This window comes from Peribacillus sp. GL_122, assembly GCF_057835005.1.
Genome location: NZ_CM174415.1, coordinates 1,288,181 through 1,307,002, shown reverse-complemented (window position 1 = coordinate 1,307,002; position 18,822 = coordinate 1,288,181). Strand labels below are relative to the sequence as shown.

15 protein-coding genes are annotated in these 18,822 nt (G+C 41.7%); 2 read left to right on the top strand and 13 right to left on the bottom strand.

What is annotated here, in order from left to right:
• Window positions 1–36: 36 nt before the first annotated feature.
• The 5 genes from clpB to AC3ISB_RS06305 form a co-directional block, all read right to left on the bottom strand.
• Window positions 37–2,625, bottom strand: coding sequence for an ATP-dependent chaperone ClpB (gene clpB, locus AC3ISB_RS06325; RefSeq protein WP_480339986.1), 2,589 nt, complete (start codon window positions 2,623–2,625; stop codon window positions 37–39).
• A 225-nt stretch (window positions 2,626–2,850) separates the two neighbouring features.
• A complete protein-coding gene (locus tag AC3ISB_RS06320; RefSeq protein WP_489275846.1) occupies window positions 2,851–4,053 on the bottom strand; it encodes an FAD-dependent monooxygenase in 1,203 nt (400 codons plus the stop codon).
• A gap of 123 nt (window positions 4,054–4,176) precedes the next feature.
• Window positions 4,177–5,289 carry a cupin domain-containing protein gene (locus AC3ISB_RS06315; protein WP_480339984.1) on the bottom strand — a complete coding sequence of 371 codons (1,113 nt, stop codon included), beginning with the start codon at window positions 5,287–5,289 and terminating at the stop codon, window positions 4,177–4,179.
• Window positions 5,290–5,319: 30 nt separating this feature from the next.
• Window positions 5,320–5,811 carry a DinB family protein gene (locus tag AC3ISB_RS06310; protein WP_141993140.1) on the bottom strand — a complete coding sequence of 164 codons (492 nt, stop codon included), beginning with the start codon at window positions 5,809–5,811 and terminating at the stop codon, window positions 5,320–5,322.
• Between the two features lies 1 nt (window position 5,812).
• Window positions 5,813–6,757: a fumarylacetoacetate hydrolase family protein gene (locus tag AC3ISB_RS06305; protein ID WP_480339983.1), complete on the bottom strand. Its 945-nt coding sequence runs from the start codon at window positions 6,755–6,757 to the stop codon at window positions 5,813–5,815.
• Window positions 6,758–7,152: 395 nt separating this feature from the next.
• Between AC3ISB_RS06305 and AC3ISB_RS06300 the strand changes: the two genes are divergently transcribed.
• Window positions 7,153–7,911 carry an IclR family transcriptional regulator gene (locus tag AC3ISB_RS06300; RefSeq protein WP_480339982.1) on the top strand — a complete coding sequence of 253 codons (759 nt, stop codon included), beginning with the start codon at window positions 7,153–7,155 and terminating at the stop codon, window positions 7,909–7,911.
• Window positions 7,912–7,963: 52 nt separating this feature from the next.
• Here the strand turns inward: AC3ISB_RS06300 and AC3ISB_RS06295 are convergent, their stop codons facing one another.
• The 8 genes from AC3ISB_RS06295 to argC form a co-directional block, all read right to left on the bottom strand.
• Window positions 7,964–8,143 carry a YjzC family protein gene (locus tag AC3ISB_RS06295; RefSeq protein WP_034314546.1) on the bottom strand — a complete coding sequence of 60 codons (180 nt, stop codon included), beginning with the start codon at window positions 8,141–8,143 and terminating at the stop codon, window positions 7,964–7,966.
• Window positions 8,144–8,266: 123 nt separating this feature from the next.
• Window positions 8,267–9,226: an ornithine carbamoyltransferase gene (argF, locus tag AC3ISB_RS06290; protein ID WP_098371307.1), complete on the bottom strand. Its 960-nt coding sequence runs from the start codon at window positions 9,224–9,226 to the stop codon at window positions 8,267–8,269.
• Window positions 9,223–12,342, bottom strand: a complete 3,120-nt coding sequence (carB, locus tag AC3ISB_RS06285) for a carbamoyl-phosphate synthase (glutamine-hydrolyzing) large subunit (RefSeq protein WP_489275843.1) — start codon at window positions 12,340–12,342, stop codon at window positions 9,223–9,225. The genes argF and carB overlap by 4 nt, the downstream gene beginning before the upstream one ends.
• Window positions 12,335–13,417: a carbamoyl phosphate synthase small subunit gene (locus tag AC3ISB_RS06280; RefSeq protein WP_141993137.1), complete on the bottom strand. Its 1,083-nt coding sequence runs from the start codon at window positions 13,415–13,417 to the stop codon at window positions 12,335–12,337. The genes carB and AC3ISB_RS06280 overlap by 8 nt, the downstream gene beginning before the upstream one ends.
• 81 nt (window positions 13,418–13,498) lie before the next feature.
• Complete coding sequence (gene argD / locus AC3ISB_RS06275) at window positions 13,499–14,650, bottom strand: acetylornithine transaminase (RefSeq protein ID WP_489275841.1); 1,152 nt, start codon at window positions 14,648–14,650, stop codon at window positions 13,499–13,501.
• On the bottom strand, window positions 14,647–15,420 hold the full coding sequence (gene argB / locus AC3ISB_RS06270) for an acetylglutamate kinase (protein ID WP_141993136.1): 774 nt from the start codon (window positions 15,418–15,420) through the stop codon (window positions 14,647–14,649). Before argB ends, argD begins: the two co-directional genes overlap by 4 nt.
• Window positions 15,421–15,432: 12 nt before the next feature.
• Window positions 15,433–16,665: a bifunctional ornithine acetyltransferase/N-acetylglutamate synthase gene (gene argJ / locus AC3ISB_RS06265; RefSeq protein WP_141993135.1), complete on the bottom strand. Its 1,233-nt coding sequence runs from the start codon at window positions 16,663–16,665 to the stop codon at window positions 15,433–15,435.
• 16 nt (window positions 16,666–16,681) lie between these two features.
• A complete protein-coding gene (gene argC, locus AC3ISB_RS06260) occupies window positions 16,682–17,719 on the bottom strand; it encodes an N-acetyl-gamma-glutamyl-phosphate reductase (RefSeq protein ID WP_480339979.1) in 1,038 nt (345 codons plus the stop codon).
• Window positions 17,720–17,952: 233 nt separating this feature from the next.
• Here argC and AC3ISB_RS06255 point away from each other — a divergent pair, with 233 nt between their 5' ends.
• The gene (locus AC3ISB_RS06255) at window positions 17,953–18,642 is read left to right on the top strand and encodes a Crp/Fnr family transcriptional regulator (protein ID WP_489275839.1); all 690 of its coding nucleotides are present in this window, start codon (window positions 17,953–17,955) and stop codon (window positions 18,640–18,642) included.
• The last annotated feature ends 180 nt before the right edge of the window (window positions 18,643–18,822 follow it).

Below are 18,822 nucleotides of genomic sequence, written 5' to 3'. Positions count from 1 at the left end.
GTACTTTGCTTACGTGTAAACAACATTTCAACGTTTTTATATGAGGACCAATTCATCATGATCATGATCAATCGTTATTCCTTCTTTAAGCTCAACAGTCCCAGCTATGATTTTACGGGCGATTTTCGTTTCCAGATGCTTTTGGATGAATCGCTTCAGCGGTCTTGCTCCATATACCGGGTCATATCCCTGGTCCGCAATGAATTCCTTAGCCGCTTCTGTGACGTTCAGGACTATATTTTGTTCAGTTAACCTTACCTGTAATTGATGAACCATTTTATCCACGATTTCAACGATTTCTTGTTTCGTCAGAGGTTTGAATAAAACAATGTCATCAACGCGATTTAAAAATTCGGGACGGAAATGGCCTCTTAATTCTTTAAAGACCTGATCTTTTATTTCTTCTTCAATGCCACCATCCTCCCGGTTGGACTGCAATAAGAAATGGGAACCGATATTGGAAGTCATGATGATCACCGTATTTTTACAGTTGATTGTTCTGCCTTGGGAGTCTGTAATCCTTCCATCATCCAACATTTGCAGCAAAATATTGAAGACTTCCGGATGCGCCTTTTCAATTTCGTCTAATAATATGACTGAGTATGGGTTTCTCCTAACAGCCTCCGTAAGTTGGCCTCCTTCCTCAAATCCAACATATCCAGGAGGTGCACCAACAAGGCGGGACACGGAATGTTTCTCCATATATTCTGACATATCGATTCGAATCATATGTTCCTCACTATCGAATAACGTTTCTGCCAAAGCTTTTACCAATTCGGTTTTACCGACACCAGTCGGCCCAAGAAAAATGAATGAACCGATTGGTCTGTTTGGATCTTTAATTCCCGCCCTTGCTCTTAAAACGGCATCGGATACGAGTTCCACCGCTTCTCCTTGACCTATTACACGTTCATGCAGAATATCAGATAGGCGAAGCAGTTTCTCCCTTTCACTTTCCACCAGCTTGCTTATCGGAATTCCCGTCCACCTTGCAACAATCGAGGCAATTTCCTCCTCCGTCACTTCCTGGCGAAGCAATCGTGATTCCTGTTTTTCCTTTTCCAATTCGTCTTCCATTGTTTCCAATTCTTTTTGAAGCTGCGGAATCCTTCCATGCCGAAGTTCAGCTGCCCGGTTAAGGTCATAGTCATTCTCTGCCTGTTCCAGTTCATGACGCAGTTTCTCAAGCTCTTCACGTTTATCCTGCACCTTCTGAAGCGCTGATTTCTCCATTTGCCACTTGGATTTCATGCTATTCGCTTGATCCTGAAGTTCTGATAGTTCTTTTTGAAGCACTTCCAGCCTTGCCTTGCTTTGAGGGTCCTCCTCATTTTTCAGGGCCGCTTCTTCAATTTCAAGTTGCATGACTTTTCTCGTGATTTCATCCAGCTCGGATGGCATTGAGTCGATTTCCATCCGGATCATCGCACATGCTTCATCCACAAGATCTATAGCTTTATCCGGTAAAAACCGCTCCGTTATATATCGGTTCGAAAGGACAGAGGCCGCAACGATCGCCCGATCATGTATCCTGACGCCATGGTGAATTTCAAACCGTTCCTTTAATCCCCGCAAAATTGAAATTGTATCTTCCACATCCGGTTCAGGAACCAGAACCTGTTGGAAACGGCGTTCCAGAGCCGGATCCTTTTCAATATATTGCCGATATTCATCAAGGGTCGTTGCACCGATACAATGCAGCTCACCACGCGCAAGCATCGGCTTTAACATATTTCCGGCATCAAGTGCGCCATCCGTTCTTCCTGCACCGACAATTGTGTGTAATTCATCAATGAATAAAAGAATTTTACCGTCACTCTTCTTGATCTCATTCAACACCGCTTTTAGGCGTTCCTCAAATTCACCGCGGAATTTGGCCCCTGCAACAAGTGCACTCATATCTAGTGAAAAAACGGTCTTATCCTTTAAACCTTCCGGCACATCCTTCCTGACGATCCTTTGTGCCAACCCCTCGACAATCGCTGTTTTACCTACTCCAGGTTCTCCTATTAATACAGGATTATTTTTCGTTTTACGTGAAAGGATCCGGATGACGTTACGGATTTCCGTATCTCGGCCGATTACTGGATCGACCTTCCCCGATTTAACCTCAGCAACGAGATCTCTGCCGTATTTTTTCAGTACTTCATAAGTGCTTTCAGGATTTTGACTAGTCACTCGCTGATTCCCCCTTATATCGTTTATAACCCGTTTTGCTATATCATAATCAATTCCATATGATGAAAAAAGCCTGTTTACATTCGTTTTATTGACTTGCAACGACGCAAGCAGTATATGTTCGACGGATAAATATTCATCCTCCCACATTTGCATTTCCTTTTCGGCAGCCGTCAAAATTTGCTGTAGGGAGGTTGACATGTAAACCTGGGAAACACTCCCTCTCACTTCCGGTAATCGATCCAGTTCCTTATTTAGCTCTATATCAAATAGATTCATCGGTTTACCAGATTCCGATAAAATCCTGATTAATAAACTTTCATCCTGTTCCATTAAGGCCTTTAATAAATGCAGCTCCGTCAACTCGGGATTCCCTCTATCTTTGGCTAGTTCCTGGCCGCCAATGAACGCCTGTTGGGTTCTCTCCGTCATATTATTAATATCCATCTTGAAACCTCCCATTCATCTATATCATGAACGAATTATCACTCGGTTTGACCAACTTTGACCTTTATATTTTCATTATACTTCTAATTTTCCCCATGTAAAGGAAAGTTATAAAAAATGCAGGAGGTATGGAGGATAAACGGAAAAAACCTTTCTTCAAAAAGAAGAAAGGCAGACCCATTTGTAAAATGGCATAAAATCACTGATTGGCTGAAACAAAACGACTTATGCTTTTACGGCCGTTTTATTATAACCATGAAATTCATCGACGAATTGGAAATCTTTATCCGTGCGACCTGCTAGGATCGTATCTCTGAGCAGAATGCCTGCATCGGTCGTATTGTGGATGATTTCCCCCCACATTCTTGCACTCGTTTGAACATTAGCTGTACGCGGAATGCGTTCCTCTTGATATTCCAAAAATGCCTGTTCAATGTCATTTCCATGCTTATGAAGCATATCCGACAAATAAGCTGCATCTTCTAAAGCCTGGCAAGCCCCTTGTGCCAAGTATTGGAGCATCGGATGTGCCGCATCGCCCGTAAGCGTAATTCTTCCTTTACTCCAATTATCAATTGGTAACCGGTCATACATCGGCCAGCGGCGTTGCCTTTGAATGAATGAAATCGCATTTTGAACAAGCTCACAAGTTCCGGCAAATACACTGTCCATTTCTTCCGGGGTTCCCCATTGATCGGTTTTTTCGTTTTCTTCCGTGTATTGAGAACTTTTGAACACCACTACTTGGTTGTAAAGTTCCCCCCTTCTAACCGGGTATTGAACAAGATGAAGGTTTGGCCCAATCCACATATACACATCATCTAAATCTCCATGGCTCGTAACCTCTTCCATCGGAATCGCTCCCCTGTATGCAACATATTGAGAGCAGATCGGTTGATCTTCCACAAAAAGTTTCCGTGCCTTGGACCATAATCCATCGGCTCCAATGACAGCAGTTCCTGAATGTTTAGACCCGTTGGCTGAAGTAACCGTAACTTCACCTTCATTTTCTACTGTTTCAATAATGGTTTGGTTCGTAACCAGTTCAATATACGGGTTATTTTCACAAGCTTCAGCCAGTACTTTATGCAAATCGGAACGATGCAAGACAACATATGGCGCTCCATATCTTTCTTTATAAACATCACCTAAATCCAAAGCGGAAAGCTCTTTGCCGGAAAAGGCATCCATCAGCACCAATCTTTTTGGAAATACTGCAATTTCATTGATTTTATCCATGACGCCTAAACGCTGCAATACGTTGGTGGCATTTGCTGCAAGCTGAATCCCTGCACCAATTTCTCCAAATTCGGGAGCTTGTTCAAGGACCTTTACATACTGTTTAGTTTCTGCGATTCCTAAAGCAGTTGCCAAACCGCCAATTCCCCCACCGATAACTATGAATGGTTTTTTTTCTGTGCTCATCATCAATTCCCCCTATATTAGTTGCTTTTAGCCAATGTTGCGGACAATGCCACAGTAAGCGTTTTCATTCGGCTGGCATTCCATATATTCATCAGGATCAAGCTGAAAGTCCCAAACAGATTACTTTTAAACCAAAACAGGCTTGAATTCACTTTCAATCTTTTGGTAACCATTGTTTGTGTCTAATGCCTGTTGCTGTTCCAAATCGAATCTCTCCATTATTGGTAGGTCGTTTACCGAGAATAAGTAAGAATCCGCTTCTGCAACGTGCTCATGCCATGCCCAATTCGGAACGACGAAATAATCTCCCTTGGACCAGTCAAAACGCACTCCATTAATAACGGTATAGCCTGATCCTTGGTGCACTTGATAAATTGTGGAATGGGTATGGCGATGCGCTTTCGTATGGAAACCTTTAGGAAGTTTCTGCATCCATGCCCCCATCGTCGGATTGGCCGTTTGGCCATTTGACGGATTGATATATTCCACTGCGAAACCTTCATATGGGTCCGGTTCGAAATTCATTAATCCTTCTATCGCTGCTTTTGTGCCTTTCCACTTGTAATTGGCAAGCGGTGCCACTTGTGAATAACGGTCGGATACTGGACGAACCATCCCGCCTTGATAACGGAGCTCTGAAAAATTATCCGGACGTTTAGGCGTTTCAATCCGATCTGGATATGGTTCAAAGAAAGTGCCACCTATGGAATAGATGGTTGGGATATCAAGGGCATCCATCCAAATCATTGGTTTTTCGCCTACATGTCCATGACCATGCCATAGGTTTTTAGGCGTGATCAAGAAATCTCCTTCTTCCATGAATATCCTTTCTCCCTGCACGATGGAGTAGGCACCTTCACCATTCGTAATGAAACGAAGTGCACTTTGGGAGTGACGGTGGGAAGGGGCCACTTCACCTGGCAACAATAGCTGAACTGCTGCATAAAGCGTTTGTGTCGTTGAAGCCCATCCCCAAGGCTGGCGATAAGTAAGGCCAGGGTTTTGAAAATAAATGGCCCTGCGCTCCCCTCCTCGGTCAGGTGTGAAGATTTCAGCTGCTTCCATCAATTTTTTTGTCAAAAGCTCTTCTTTCCATAAATAAGCATGTGCATGAGGTTTAGGTTCATGGTCCATCAAAGCGGGAATGGCTTCCCACAGTGGCCCAAGGTTATACTGCTGAATATCCTTTGTAAAATCTTTTACGATTGTACTGTCCATGTATTCCGATTTTTCAGCCATATTAATCCCTACTTTCTTTTTTATCTTTCCTCACTGGATTTTAGAAAGATTTCGCTTAATTTGATCATAGTGTCCTGAAACATGCTCATCGATGAAGTGATCGACTATATAAGAAACTGGTTTGTTTCCGAATTTAGCGAAATTCCGGTGTGGCGATTCTTTGGATAGTGTTTCTTCATCTAAATTCCCCAGACTGCTCTCCACTTTATATTTAAGCTCCTCCACTTGCTTCATGACATCATCTACAGCAATTTTGTCAGTATCGGTAACTGCTGCCAATCGGGCTGGATCTTGCAATCCACGCCCCCATTTGGCTCCAGGCATCGCTATTACAGTTTCCACTTCACCTAACCAATAAGGAATGGCCTCAGCTAAATGGGAAAGTATCTGCATGATAGACCATTCATCATCTGCCGGCTTAAATCGGATCGTTTCTTCCGGTAGGTTTGCCGCTGTCTCAAGAATGTGGTCGATTGATTGTTGAACCGATTGGATTGATGTCCCGATCTCCTGATAAGCCATTTTATTTTCCCTCCCCGACACGTCGAACACGATTTTCAAGATAACCTATTTTGTCGATTTCGATTTTGACAACGTCACCATCTTTTAAGAACACTTGTGGATCACGGGCTACTCCTACCCCACCAGGTGTTCCTGTGAGTACGATGTCACCTGGTTCAAGAGTCATTAAATTCGATAAGAATTCAACTAAATACTTCACATCGAATACGAAGTTGGATGTATTCGTTTTTTGGCGTTCTTCACCATTTACCGTTAATCGGACATTTAAGCCAGATGGATCGGATAGTTCATCGGAAGTGACTAACCAAGGCCCCATCGGAGCACTTCCTTCAACCGTTTTCCCTTGAAGCCACTCAAGTGTACGCCGTTGGATATCACGGTACGTTACATCATTCGCAATTGTATAACCAGCCACATACTCAAGAGCATCTTCTTTTGATACATTACGTGCCCTTTGTCCGACTACAAAAGCAAATTCCGCTTCATAATCTAGTTGTTCAGAGATTGGGAAAAACGGTATATCATCCTGGGGACCGATTACTGTATTGGCGAACTTTGCGAATACCACAGGGAATGGCGGCAGTTCACGACCCATTTCAGCAATGTGCTCACGGTAGTTATGTCCGACACAAATAATTTTGCCTGGCTTTTGGACAGGAGCCTCAAGCTTTATATTTTCAATTTCATGCACCAATTTATGTCTGAAGGAATCACGATTGTTAATAGCATAGTCCGCAGCCTTTTTCGCGATGGAAAGGCTTTCATTCCCTCCCTGTAAAAACGCCTCCATTGTTGCAGGGACATACGCTTCAGCGATTTGTTCACTGCGAAGTTTCCCTTCGCTTTCAAGAAGCGCTTGATAGGCATAGTTCAAGTCAACTACTACATTCGGGTAAATCGCACCAATACGTTTAAATCCTTGAATGCTGAAAGTTACTAATCTCATATTTCATTCTCCTTTATTAATCCGGATTTTTTAAAAACCTCTTTTTGATGCCACCATCCTAATTCTGCTGGATTCACTTCACAAACCAGAATTTGAACGGCTATACATCTCACTAATTTCACTTATAGATAACATTGTTCACTATTTATATAAATAATAACTTAATTTTCGGAATACTGTCAAGAAACTATTGCAAATTTTTGTGCAAATGTTATCATCTACACCATTATGAGTACTTCGGAATCAATTTTAAAATCCGCTAAATTTATTTATTTAAAAGGAAAAGTATATTGATAGCTTCAAGCAGCAGGCGGTTTTTCGTGCTAAATTTCATTTATATTTTACAGGTTCTGATATACTAGACCTAAATTAAAACAGATTAGGGAGATTGACTTATGGAAATCGTAAAATCCGGTTCGACGATTCAATCATTACAAATAGGGATGGGCATCATAGATTTACTTGCTTCCCAAAGGACTCCTTTAAGATTCTCTGATATTCAAGAATTAACGGAAATAACGAAAAGTAACCTCTATAAGTATTTGAATACTTTGACTCAGCTTGAGTTGCTATATCGTGATAAGACAACCGGTATGTATCACCTTGGGAGCAAACTGATTCAATACGGCATGGCAGCGATAGGAAATGAGGATGTCACGAGCAGAATAACTCCTTATTTACAGGAAATCAGTCACCATACTTCTTGCACAGTCCTTTTTTCCGTTTGGACATACGATGGACCAATCACGGCGAAAATTTGGAATTCTAACCAAAACTTAAACATCGGGGCACAGTTAGGTACGCGTCTTCCGCCATCATCCTCATCCGGAAAGGTATTCACTGTTTTTCAGGATCCTTCCTTGACAGCCGAATGGATTGAAAAAGATCATAATGTTACAGGCTCGTTCCTTAAAGAAACAGATGAATATCATGAAATTCGGAGATACAAAATAGCTTTTGCCAAAGAGCCTCTTGTACCTTCTGTTTCCTCCATGTCCATTCCGGTTTTTAATTATAATTCAGAATTGTTGGGAGCGATCACTGCCGTTGGGTTCACCGAAAGCATTCCAGATCATTATGATGATCCCTTAAGCGACTATTTAAGAAAGAGCTGTTTGGAAATCTCGAAAATATTCGGTTATTCCGCTGAATAGAAAAAAGCAGGAAAAAGGATGCGATCATTCCTTTTTCCTGCTTTTAGATGTTTCATGGCTTCCGCTTATATGTCCAGATCCGGTTATGATTGGATGTTTCAGGAAAAGAATCCCCTGCATCAAGCTTTACCATTTTCGGATTCACTACCGTGCTGCCCGTTTCACCGATTTCTACGTAGGTCCCATTATTAGGTGCCTTCTGACCCGGCTTAAATTGACGATTTTGCCCCATAGATCTCACCCCTTTACATGCTTTCCCTGTTATTATTACCAGGTTCCTTTCTTTCATGTCAGAAAAATTAGGAAAGTGGCTTGAATCAAAAAGGCATCTGCTCAGAGAGCAAACGCCTTTTTTTTAAGACATTAAGTCCACCAGGACCGCCTTTTGGGCATGAAGACGATTTCCGGCTTGGTGGAAAACGACGGAATTAGGTCCATCGATGACTTCAGCCGTTACCTCTTCTTCCCTGTGTGCAGGCAGGCAATGCATGAATAAGTAATCTTTTTTAGCAAGTTTTACAAGTTCACTATTGATTTGATAATCTTTAAAAGCTTCTAAGCGGATACCATTCTCGAATTCCTGCCCCATGGAGGTCCAAACATCGGAATAGACGATATCCGCATCTTCTATAGCTTCCGAAGCGGAGGTCGTGACCACAATTTCACTGCCAGTTTCTTCTGCCACTTTTTGAGCATAGGCGACGACCTTTTCATCAGGTTTGTAGGCCTCAGGACACCCAATGGAAAAATCCATTCCCATTTTTGCACAGCCTACCATCAATGAATTGGCAACATTATTGCCATCACCGATATAACTCATCTTCAAGCCTTTTAACTTCCCTTTTATCTCGATGATTGTCAAGAAGTCTGCAAGCACCTGACAAGGATGCGCAAGATCTGTTAACCCATTGATGACTGGGATAGAGGCATTTTCTGACAATTCCAGGATTTTTTCATGCTCGAAGGTACGAATCATGATGCCATCAATATATTCAGAAAGGACTTTTGCAGTATCGGAAATAGTTTCACCACGCCCAATTTGCAAGTCATTGCCACTTAAGAACAAAGCGTGTCCGCCAAGCTGCATCATGCCTACTTCAAAAGATACACGGGTACGGGTAGACGATTTTTCAAAGATCATCCCTAGCGTTTTCCCTTTTAAAGGCGTATATTCTTCACCAGCATGCAATTTGGCTTTAATGGCCTGCGCTAGCTTTAACAAATCTGCAATTGCCGTTGGTGCAGACTCCTTCATGGTTAAAAAATCTTTTCCATTTAAAATCTTCGCTTGTGTCGGTGCCGTCATTGAACTCATACGTGTGACACTCCTTTCGAATATGGTACAAGCCATTCCTGAAGCGAGGTAACCCCTGGATCAGCATTTTCTAACGATTGTAGATAGGCCTTGAAAGTCTCTTCTTCCGTAAATGCAAGCAGTCGGTATTTCGCTGCAAGTAGCCTTAGCTTCTTATCTTCTTCCGTTGTTCCATATGCCAAAACGACTGCCGCGTTTCCTTCATTTAACCATTTATCAAAATCTGAATTCCCCAATGTCAAACCCGCTTCTTTGATTTGCATTAACAAATCTTCACTTAATTGGACTGATTCTGATTGATAAACTCCTGTAGTATGTTTAGCTTTTTGAGCATGGAATACTTTGGTCAACGCTTCATTTACCGTTTCTCCAATGGCGATTCCTTCACCTGTTGATTTCATTTCCGGACCTACCTTCGAATCAAGTCCGCTTAGCGCAAATGTAGAGAATACTGGATATTTGACGACAGCATATGGAATTTCCTCCATTAAGCCTGTTTTATCGAACACATTCGACAATGAATATTTCCCGAGCAATATTTTTGTCGCTATTTGCACCAAGGATACATCAGTCACTTTACTGATGATTGGAATTGTCCGGCTGGCGCGAGGATTCACTTCCAATACATATACACTATTTCCCTCAATCACGAATTGGATGTTCATGAGTCCTTTATACCCAAGTTCCCTAACTAGTTTTTTAGCATAAAGGGTCATTTTATCTTTGATATCATCCGTTAAGGATTGAGCTGGCAATAATGCCATGCTATCCCCTGAATGGACGCCTGCTTTCTCTATATGTTCTGCAATGATGGGAATGTATACTTCATTTCCATCCGCAATCAAATCGATTTCGGCTTCCTTCCCTGGAATATAGGAATCGATCAACACGGGATATACAAGTGCCGATCCATTTGCGATTCTATTCAATAAGCTTTCCTTGGAGCGGATGATTTCCATTCCCTGGCCGCCAATTACATAGGATGGACGTAAGAGCAGTGGAAAACCAATTGCCTCTGCACTGGCAATTAATTGTTCTTCACCATTAGCCATTGAACCCGGTACATGGGGGATATCCAGTTTTTGAAGAAGCTGATAAAAACGATCACGGTCTTCCAATTGATCAAGTGTATCGAATGAAGTCCCCAACAAATTGACACCGTATTCTTCCAGACCTTTTGCCAAGTTTATCGCAGTCTGCCCACCGAATTGGACGATAACATCTTCAATATCTTCCGCCTCTATTACATTCAGAACATATTCAAGAGTTAAAGGTTCGAAATATAGGCGGTCTGCCGTCGCAAAATCCGTGCTTACCGTTTCCGGGTTATTATTGATCATGATCGTTTCGACATTTTCATCCTGGAGTGCATAAACACCGTGAACCGAACAATAATCAAATTCAATTCCCTGTCCGATGCGGATCGGACCGCTGCCAATCATCAACACTTTCTTTTTAGCCGTTTTTTTCTGTTCGTTCTCACCAAAATATGTTGAATAATGATAGTTCGTATGTGATTCGAACTCGGCTGCACATGTATCAACCGTTTTGTAGACAGCAGTTACGCCCAGTGATTTCCGGTGTGCTCTCACTTCCATTTCATTTACTTTCCATACGGAAGCAAGATAGCGATCTGAAAAGCCCTTTTCCTTGTAAGATTGAAGTTCTTCCCTTGTTATCTGATCGATTTCCTTAGCTTCAATTTCCATTTCGTTTTGGATCAATGAAGCAAAGGATTTAAGGAAGAAATAATCTATGGCTGTCGCTTCATGGATTTCTTCAATCGTCACACCTTTTCTAAGCATTTCAAAAATGACAAAGATTCGTTCATCAGATTTTTCGGCAAGCTTTCCCCAAAGTTCAGGAACCGTTTTATTTTTCAGCGATGATAGCTGCAGCCCAATCGTTTTCAATTCCAAAGAATCGACGGCCTTTTGGACTCCACCCTCAAAGCTGCGGTGTAAAGCCATCACTTCACCAGTCGCCTTCATCTGTGTTCCCAATTTGCGGTTGGCGGTCGTGAATTTGTCGAATGGCCACCTCGGGAACTTCACAGCTACATAGTCAAGAGCAGGTTCGAAGCTTGAATATGTGCTTTTCGTTACAGGGTTGATGAGCTCCGATAAATCGTAGCCGACAGCGAGCTTTGCAGCTATGCGGGCTATGGGATAACCTGTTGCTTTGGAAGCTAGTGCCGATGAACGGCTGACGCGCGGGTTTACTTCTATTAAATAATATTGCTTGCTATTAGGATCAAGTGCAAATTGAATGTTACAGCCGCCAATGATACCTAAAGCAGAAATGATTTTAATGGAAGCGGAACGCAGCATCTGAAACTCATCGTCCGATAAAGTCTGTGATGGTGCCACGACGATCGAATCACCTGTATGAATCCCTACCGGATCGATATTTTCCATATTACAGATGGTGATGCACGTATTGTTGCCATCTCGCATAACTTCATATTCTACTTCCTTATAACCAGCTATGCTTCTTTCAATCAAGCATTGTGTTATCGGGCTTTCTTGCAGTCCGCCCCGTACAAGTTCCTTAAAGGTATCCAGTGAATCAGCAATCCCACCGCCAGTTCCGCCAAGTGTATAAGCGGGACGAACGATGATGGGGAAACCGATTTTGTCGGCAAATGCCATCGCTTCTTCAAGAGTATGAACAATTGTACTGTCGGGAACGGGTTCACCTATTTCAAACATCAGCTCACGGAACAGTTCACGATCCTCCCCTTTTTTGATGGAGTCGATCGGAGTTCCCAATAATTTGACTTTATATTTTTCAAGTACTCCAGCATCATCCAATTGATAAGCAAGATTCAATCCTGTTTGACCGCCTAATGTAGCGAGCAGGCCATCCGGCTTTTCTTTGGAAATGATCTTTTCCAGTACATCAACTGTTAAAGGTTCGAAATAGACAGCATCCGCATTCATATCATCAGTCATGATCGTTGCAGGATTGTTGTTGACCAGTATGACTTTATATCCTTCTTCCTTTAAAGCAAGGCAGGCCTGTGTACCTGCATAATCGAATTCGGCGGCCTGCCCGATGACAATCGGCCCCGAACCAATCACTAAAATGGTCTGTATCGTGTCGTCCTTAGGCATAAGCTTTTTCTCTCCCGCTATAATCATTTATCATTTGTAAAAAGTCGTTGAATAGTAATGAACTCTCGATAGGTCCTGGATTTGCCTCTGGGTGGTACTGGGTAGTGAAGATTGGCAAGTCTTCATGCATGAGCCCCTCAACCGTGTTATCATTCACGTTTCTGAATCTCACTTGCAGCGATGTTCCTTGTAAGCTCGGTTCATCAACCTCATAACTATGGTTCTGCGAACTCATATACACCTTTTTCGTTTTCAAATCGACCACGGGCTGATTCGCACCGCGATGCCCAAACAGCATTTTTTTGGTATTTCCACCTAAGGCAAGGGCCGTTAATTGATGACCGAGGCAAATGCCCATCGTTGGAAAATTCGTAATGATCTTTTTTATGTTTCCTAAAAGGTATTCAAGCTGTTTTGGATCCCCAGGCCCATTTGAAAGCAAAATACCATCTGGCTTCAAGTCCTTGATTTGTTCGAATTCAGTATCGAATGGTACGACAGAGACTCGGCAGCCTTGCTCGACCAATGAATCCAATATGGATTTTTTATAGCCGAAATCCATCATTACCACGTGCTTGTCGCCTTCCCCAAAACTCTCGACAACCTTTGTGGATACCTCAGCAACGTGGGCTGATAAACCAACCAGGCCGGGTACGGCAGTGTATTCTTCTTCCGCTGTGATGACTGCCTGCATGGAACCTTCCTGTCTTATATTCTTAACGACCGCTCTTGTGTCAACATGGCTTAAAAGAGGAATGTTCCACTTGTCTAAATATTCACCAAGTGAATATTTAGCTTGATAATGGGAATGGCTCATATTTCCTTCATATACAATCACACCGGCAACATGCGGCTTCTTACTTTCAAAATCATGTTCATTGATTCCATAATTTCCGATCAGTGGGTATGTGAAGATGACAATCTGGTCCTTATACGAAGGATCTGTCAACACTTCTTGATATCCGGTCATTCCTGTGAAAAAGACAATCTCTCCAGTGATTGTTTTTTCAGTCGTTTTAGTCAGCAGTTCCCCTTCAAAGACGGAACCATTCTCTAAATATAGATAGCTTTTCATGATCTTCACCTCTTTAGATGATGTATATTTATATATACGATAGCATAATTATTCATTTTGTTCCATAAAAATTCAATAAATTTAGATAGTTTGTTTTATTGCCAATACTTTTTTAATTTTGTTTATCGCCATATCGATCTCCGATTCGGTAACTGTCAGGGATGGGAGTAAACGAAGCACTTTAGGACCTGCACTCAATACAAGTAAGCCCTCTTCTTGCAGTTCCATTAAAAACACCTGAACATCTTGTTTACATTCAATTCCGACCATCATTCCCAGACCGCGAATCTCTTTCACTTCTTCCATGTCCTTCAATGCTTTTGCCAATTCGCTTTCAAGGTATTCAGCCTTTTTAACGGTTTCTTTTAAAAAACCTGATTGGAAAATTTCCTTTAACACGGCTTCGGCCGCCGAAACACTAACGGGATTACCTCCAAAAGTGGATCCATGACTTCCAGGGTTAAAGAACTCAGACAGCGCTTCCTTCCCAATCATTGCACCGATTGGCAGGCCATTTCCCAGCCCCTTTGCTGAAGTGATGATGTCCGGTTGGATATTGAAATGCTGGAATGCAAATGGTTTCCCTGTACGCCCTATCCCAGTTTGAATTTCATCTATGATAAGGAGAGCTCCGTGTTTTTGGCATTGTTTTTGAATCGTGTCCAGATATGATTGCTGTACAACATGGATGCCGCCTTCTCCTTGAACTATTTCAATCATTACAGCTGCCGTATTTTCATCGATGGCTGCTGTCATGGCGTCATTATCATTAAATGGAACATAGTCGAACGAAGCTAGCATCGGTCCGAAACCGGTCTTGATTTTTTCCTGCCCCGTTGCAGCCATCGTTGCAAACGTACGGCCGTGGAAAGACTGCTGACATGTGACAATTTTGCTTTTCCCGGTAGCTTTACGTGCTAGTTTGATAGCTGCCTCATTTGCCTCGGCACCGCTGTTGGCAAAGAACACCTGACTTAAACCAGAGGCATCAGCCAGCATTTTTGCTGTCCGTTCCTGTAGGGAACTTTGAAACATGTTCGATACATGCCAATATTTATTTAGCTGTTCCGTGACGGCCATTTTTACCAATTCATGACAATGCCCAAGATTCAAAACTCCGATTCCGGATGTGAAATCAAGATACTCTTTACCTGCTGCACTCGTAATCTTCAACCCTGACGCTTTTCTTGGCTCAATGTTCCACCTTGCATATGTTGGAAATAAATTACTCATTGAAATACCCCTTCTTCCTGAAGAAATTTCGTACCGATGAATTGTCCGTCTTGATAAAAATGATCTTTCCCACTAACGATCATCACTTCTTCAATCCCTTTATTCAGTACCGACAACGCTGTAGTGACTTTCGGGATCATTCCCCCATGGATGCTTCCATCCCTTATTAAATTCTTCGTTTCCGTTTCATTCAATCTCTCAATGATCTGCCCATTTTTCAAAACCCCTTTAACATCTGTCACAAATAAACACATATCGGCCGATAGTGCCTTCGCTACAGACCCTGCAGCCATATCGGCATTCACATTTAATTTAGTGCCTTCTTCGGTAGTTGAAATGGGTGTCAATACCGGACAATAACCTTTTTCGAATAAAAGTCCGAATAATTCCGTATTGACTTGTTGTATTTCACCAACAGCTCCAAGTTTCTTTTCATCGATATAATCACCTGTGAGAATTCCACCGTCCGAGCCATTTAAACCGATTGCCTTGATGCCGTGGGATTCCAATTTATGAACGAGGCTGCGGTTCGATTTGCCTGCCAGCATAAGTTCCACAATTTCCAGCACTTCTGTGGTCGTTTTTCTTAAACCATCTTCAAATACTGGATCAATTTCAAATTTTTCAAGCATTGAATTTATATCAGGGCCGCCTCCATGCACAAAGACAATATGGTACCCGCGGTTTTGTAACTCTTTAACACTATTGAAAAACGACTCCGATAACTCATTTATGATGCTGCCGCCGCACTTTATGACTAATATGTCCATACTTTTCACCTCTTACGAACGATAGCTCCCGTTTATTTTCACATAATCATAGGTTAAATCGCAGCCCCATGCCGTGCCTGATTCATTACCATCTTTCAAATAAACATTAATGATGATACTTTCATTTTCCAAGTATGCTTTGGCTTCTTCCTCAGAAAACATTACCGGCTCACCATCATTAAGTACGACGATATCACCAAAAACGATCGTTGTTTGATCCGGATTGAATTCCACTCCGCTTCTTCCCATCGCAGCAATTATTCGTCCCCAGTTTGCATCCGCTCCAAAAGCTGCCGTTTTCACTAGATTTGACCCAACGATCGTCTTCGCCATCATCTGTGAATCTTGCTTCGTAGGCATGCCATGAACATTCACTTCTATCAGTTTTGTGGCACCTTCTCCGTCTTTCGCAATTTGTTTGGCGAGATTTTCGGAAGTTTGTTTTAATAATTCCAGGAAAATGGACCATTCAGGATGGTCAGGTGTCAATGGTTCATTGTTCGCTTCTCCATTCGCGAGCACTAACACCATGTCGTTCGTTGAACAGTCACCATCAACCGTGATTTGATTGAATGTATCATTTGTAATGGAGGAAAGTGCCTGCTGTAAATCATCCGGTTCAATTACAGCATCCGTCGTAATGAAACCAAGCATTGTGGCCATGTTTGGATGAATCATTCCCGAACCCTTCGCAGCACCGCCCATTTTCACGGTTTTTCCGTCAATAATCGTTTCATAACCACAGCTCTTCGTTACAATATCCGTTGTTAAAATGGCTGTACCAAAAGCTTCAGCAGCTTCAGGTGTATTTTCTGGCTGCAATGACTCTATGCCTTTTTTTACTTTTTCCATTTCCATGAATTCACCTATGACTCCCGTTGAAGCCACTGCAAATGAATGGTCCTTCAAACCGAACTTTTGAGCCGCTAGCTTCCTCATTTCATTTGCATCTTTTAAACCCTGTTCACCTGTACAAGCATTCGCACAAGCACTATTCACTACAATGCCGTGAAGTTTTCCATTAACGGCTATGCTATCTTTCGTTACATTGATTGGAGCGGCTTGAACTACATTTTGTGTATAAACCGCCGCGGCTGATGCTGGGACATCGGTAAAAATGATGCCAACGTCCTTTTTAGAATAGCGTAATCCTGCATGAACACCTGACGCTTTGAACCCTTGGGGCATTAAAATGTTTCCTTCTTGAATTTGTTTGATTTCTTCAACTGGCTGTAATGTTTTCATTATTTTCCTCCAAAGTTTACGGATATAGCGGACTGTTCCATAGTCCTGCCGTTTCTTCTAGTCCCATTAATATATTTGCATTTTGAATGGCCTGCCCTGCAGCACCCTTCACTAAATTATCAATAACTGAAACCACCGTTACCTTACCTGTTCTTTCATCATAATCAACGCCTATGTCGCAAAAGTTTGATCCATATACTTGTTTCGTGGATGGAAAACGATCAAGGGGCTGTATTCGGACAAATGGGTGGTTCTCGTAAACGGTTTCGTATAAATCCCTTAATTCAACATTTGAGGTTTCCCGATTTACCTTTATATACATCGTCGCCATAATCCCTCTTGTCATTGGAACAAGATGAGTATTGAATGTAATAGGCTGTAGACCTGATGACCATCTCCCAAGCTGTTGTTCGATTTCCGGTATGTGTTGATGTTGATTTACCTTATATATCTTAAAGTTCTCATTCATTTCACTATAATGGGTGGCTGCCGAAAGTGATTTACCCGCCCCGGAAACCCCGGATTTTGCATCGATGATCACATCGGCAGCTGTTCCGGCCAATCCTTCAGTGAATAAAGGGGCAAGACCTAATAGTGATGCGGTTGGGTAACACCCTGGATTTGCAATAATCGTTGCTTTTTTTATTGCTTCGGCATTCCATTCAGACAATCCGTATACGGCTTCTTCAATAATATGCTGAGGCGCTGCTGGTTTTTTATACCAGTGTTCATATTCACCTGGAGTTTGAAGCCTGAGGTCTCCTGATAGGTCGATTACTTTAATGTCAAGGTCAGAAAATTCCGAAATCAATCCCGAGGAAACACCAGAAGGAGTTGCAAGAAATACAATTTCGGATTTTTTTGCAATCGCCTCCGGGTCAATTTCTTCTAATTTGTCTTTCATATGCATTAAATGTGCATTTTCTTCAGATAAACTTCGGCCAAATTGGGAAGAAGTATGCAATGATTTTATTTTAAATTGCGGATGATTATTCAAAAATCTTATTAGTTCCATTCCTCCATAACCTGTTGCACCTACTATTGATACGTTCATAAAACCATCTCCTATAATTTCAGGTCCCTGTCATTCTTTGATTCTATTATTATAAGACTGAATAAAAATAAAATCAAATGTATTTTTATAAAATTCTAAACTAAAATTTTAAATGAAAAATTATCCATCAAAACTCCTAGAATTATCCAAAGTTGTTGACTACTAGTGCTTTTTCCGTTTAAATCAAAGGTAGTGATTGAGTTTTAACGGCATTTGGAAAGGTGGTCATTTGCATGAATGAATTATCGTTATCTAATCTGATGCATTCAATTTTAGATAATAAACAGCAAGTTAAACATATGGAAAAAGGGCGCTATCTTTTTCAGGAGAGCACCCCAGCAAGTGATTTGTATTACATTTTAAAAGGTAAAGTAGAAGTGAGTAAGGTTGTTCCTGACGGTCGGGAATTAACTATACGCATTAGTTCGGAGAATGATTTGGTTGGGGAAACTGTCTTATTTTCTCCAAATCCTAAATATATGATGAATGCAAAGATGATGGAAGATGGAATTGTTGCGGTAATTTCCAAAGAAGCATTAGAAGAGAAAATCGCCTCAGATAGCCATCTTGCAGTCGAGATGATGACATGGTTATCGGCTCAAAACCGTAAAAATCAGGCTAAATTCCGCGATATGCTCCTGCACGGCAAGAAAGGTGCCTTTTACTCCACCCTTATCCGTTTATCAAATAGTTATGGCACTGAAGCAGAAGACGGTACAGTTATCAATCTTCCCTTTACAAACCAAGAACTCGCCAATTTTTGCGGCACATCCCGCGAGGTAGTCAATCGAATGCTCGCTCAATTAAGGAAAAACAATGTCATCTCCATTAAAAAGGGACGCATTACGATTCTTGACTTTGACTTTTTGAAACAGGAAATCGACTGTGAAAACTGTCCAATAGAAATCTGTACCATCGATTAAATCCCACATAAAAAGCAGTAAATACATAATGCCTTACTGACCTTAAAATGATCGGCGTTTATTTCCAGGCTGAATTTTCCCTAGGACCATTTAATTATTTTCATTTTCATGGATTCCTATAAAAAAATATAAATATGCATAAAAAAAGCATAAAAATCGCTTTCGTCCATTGACTGGCAT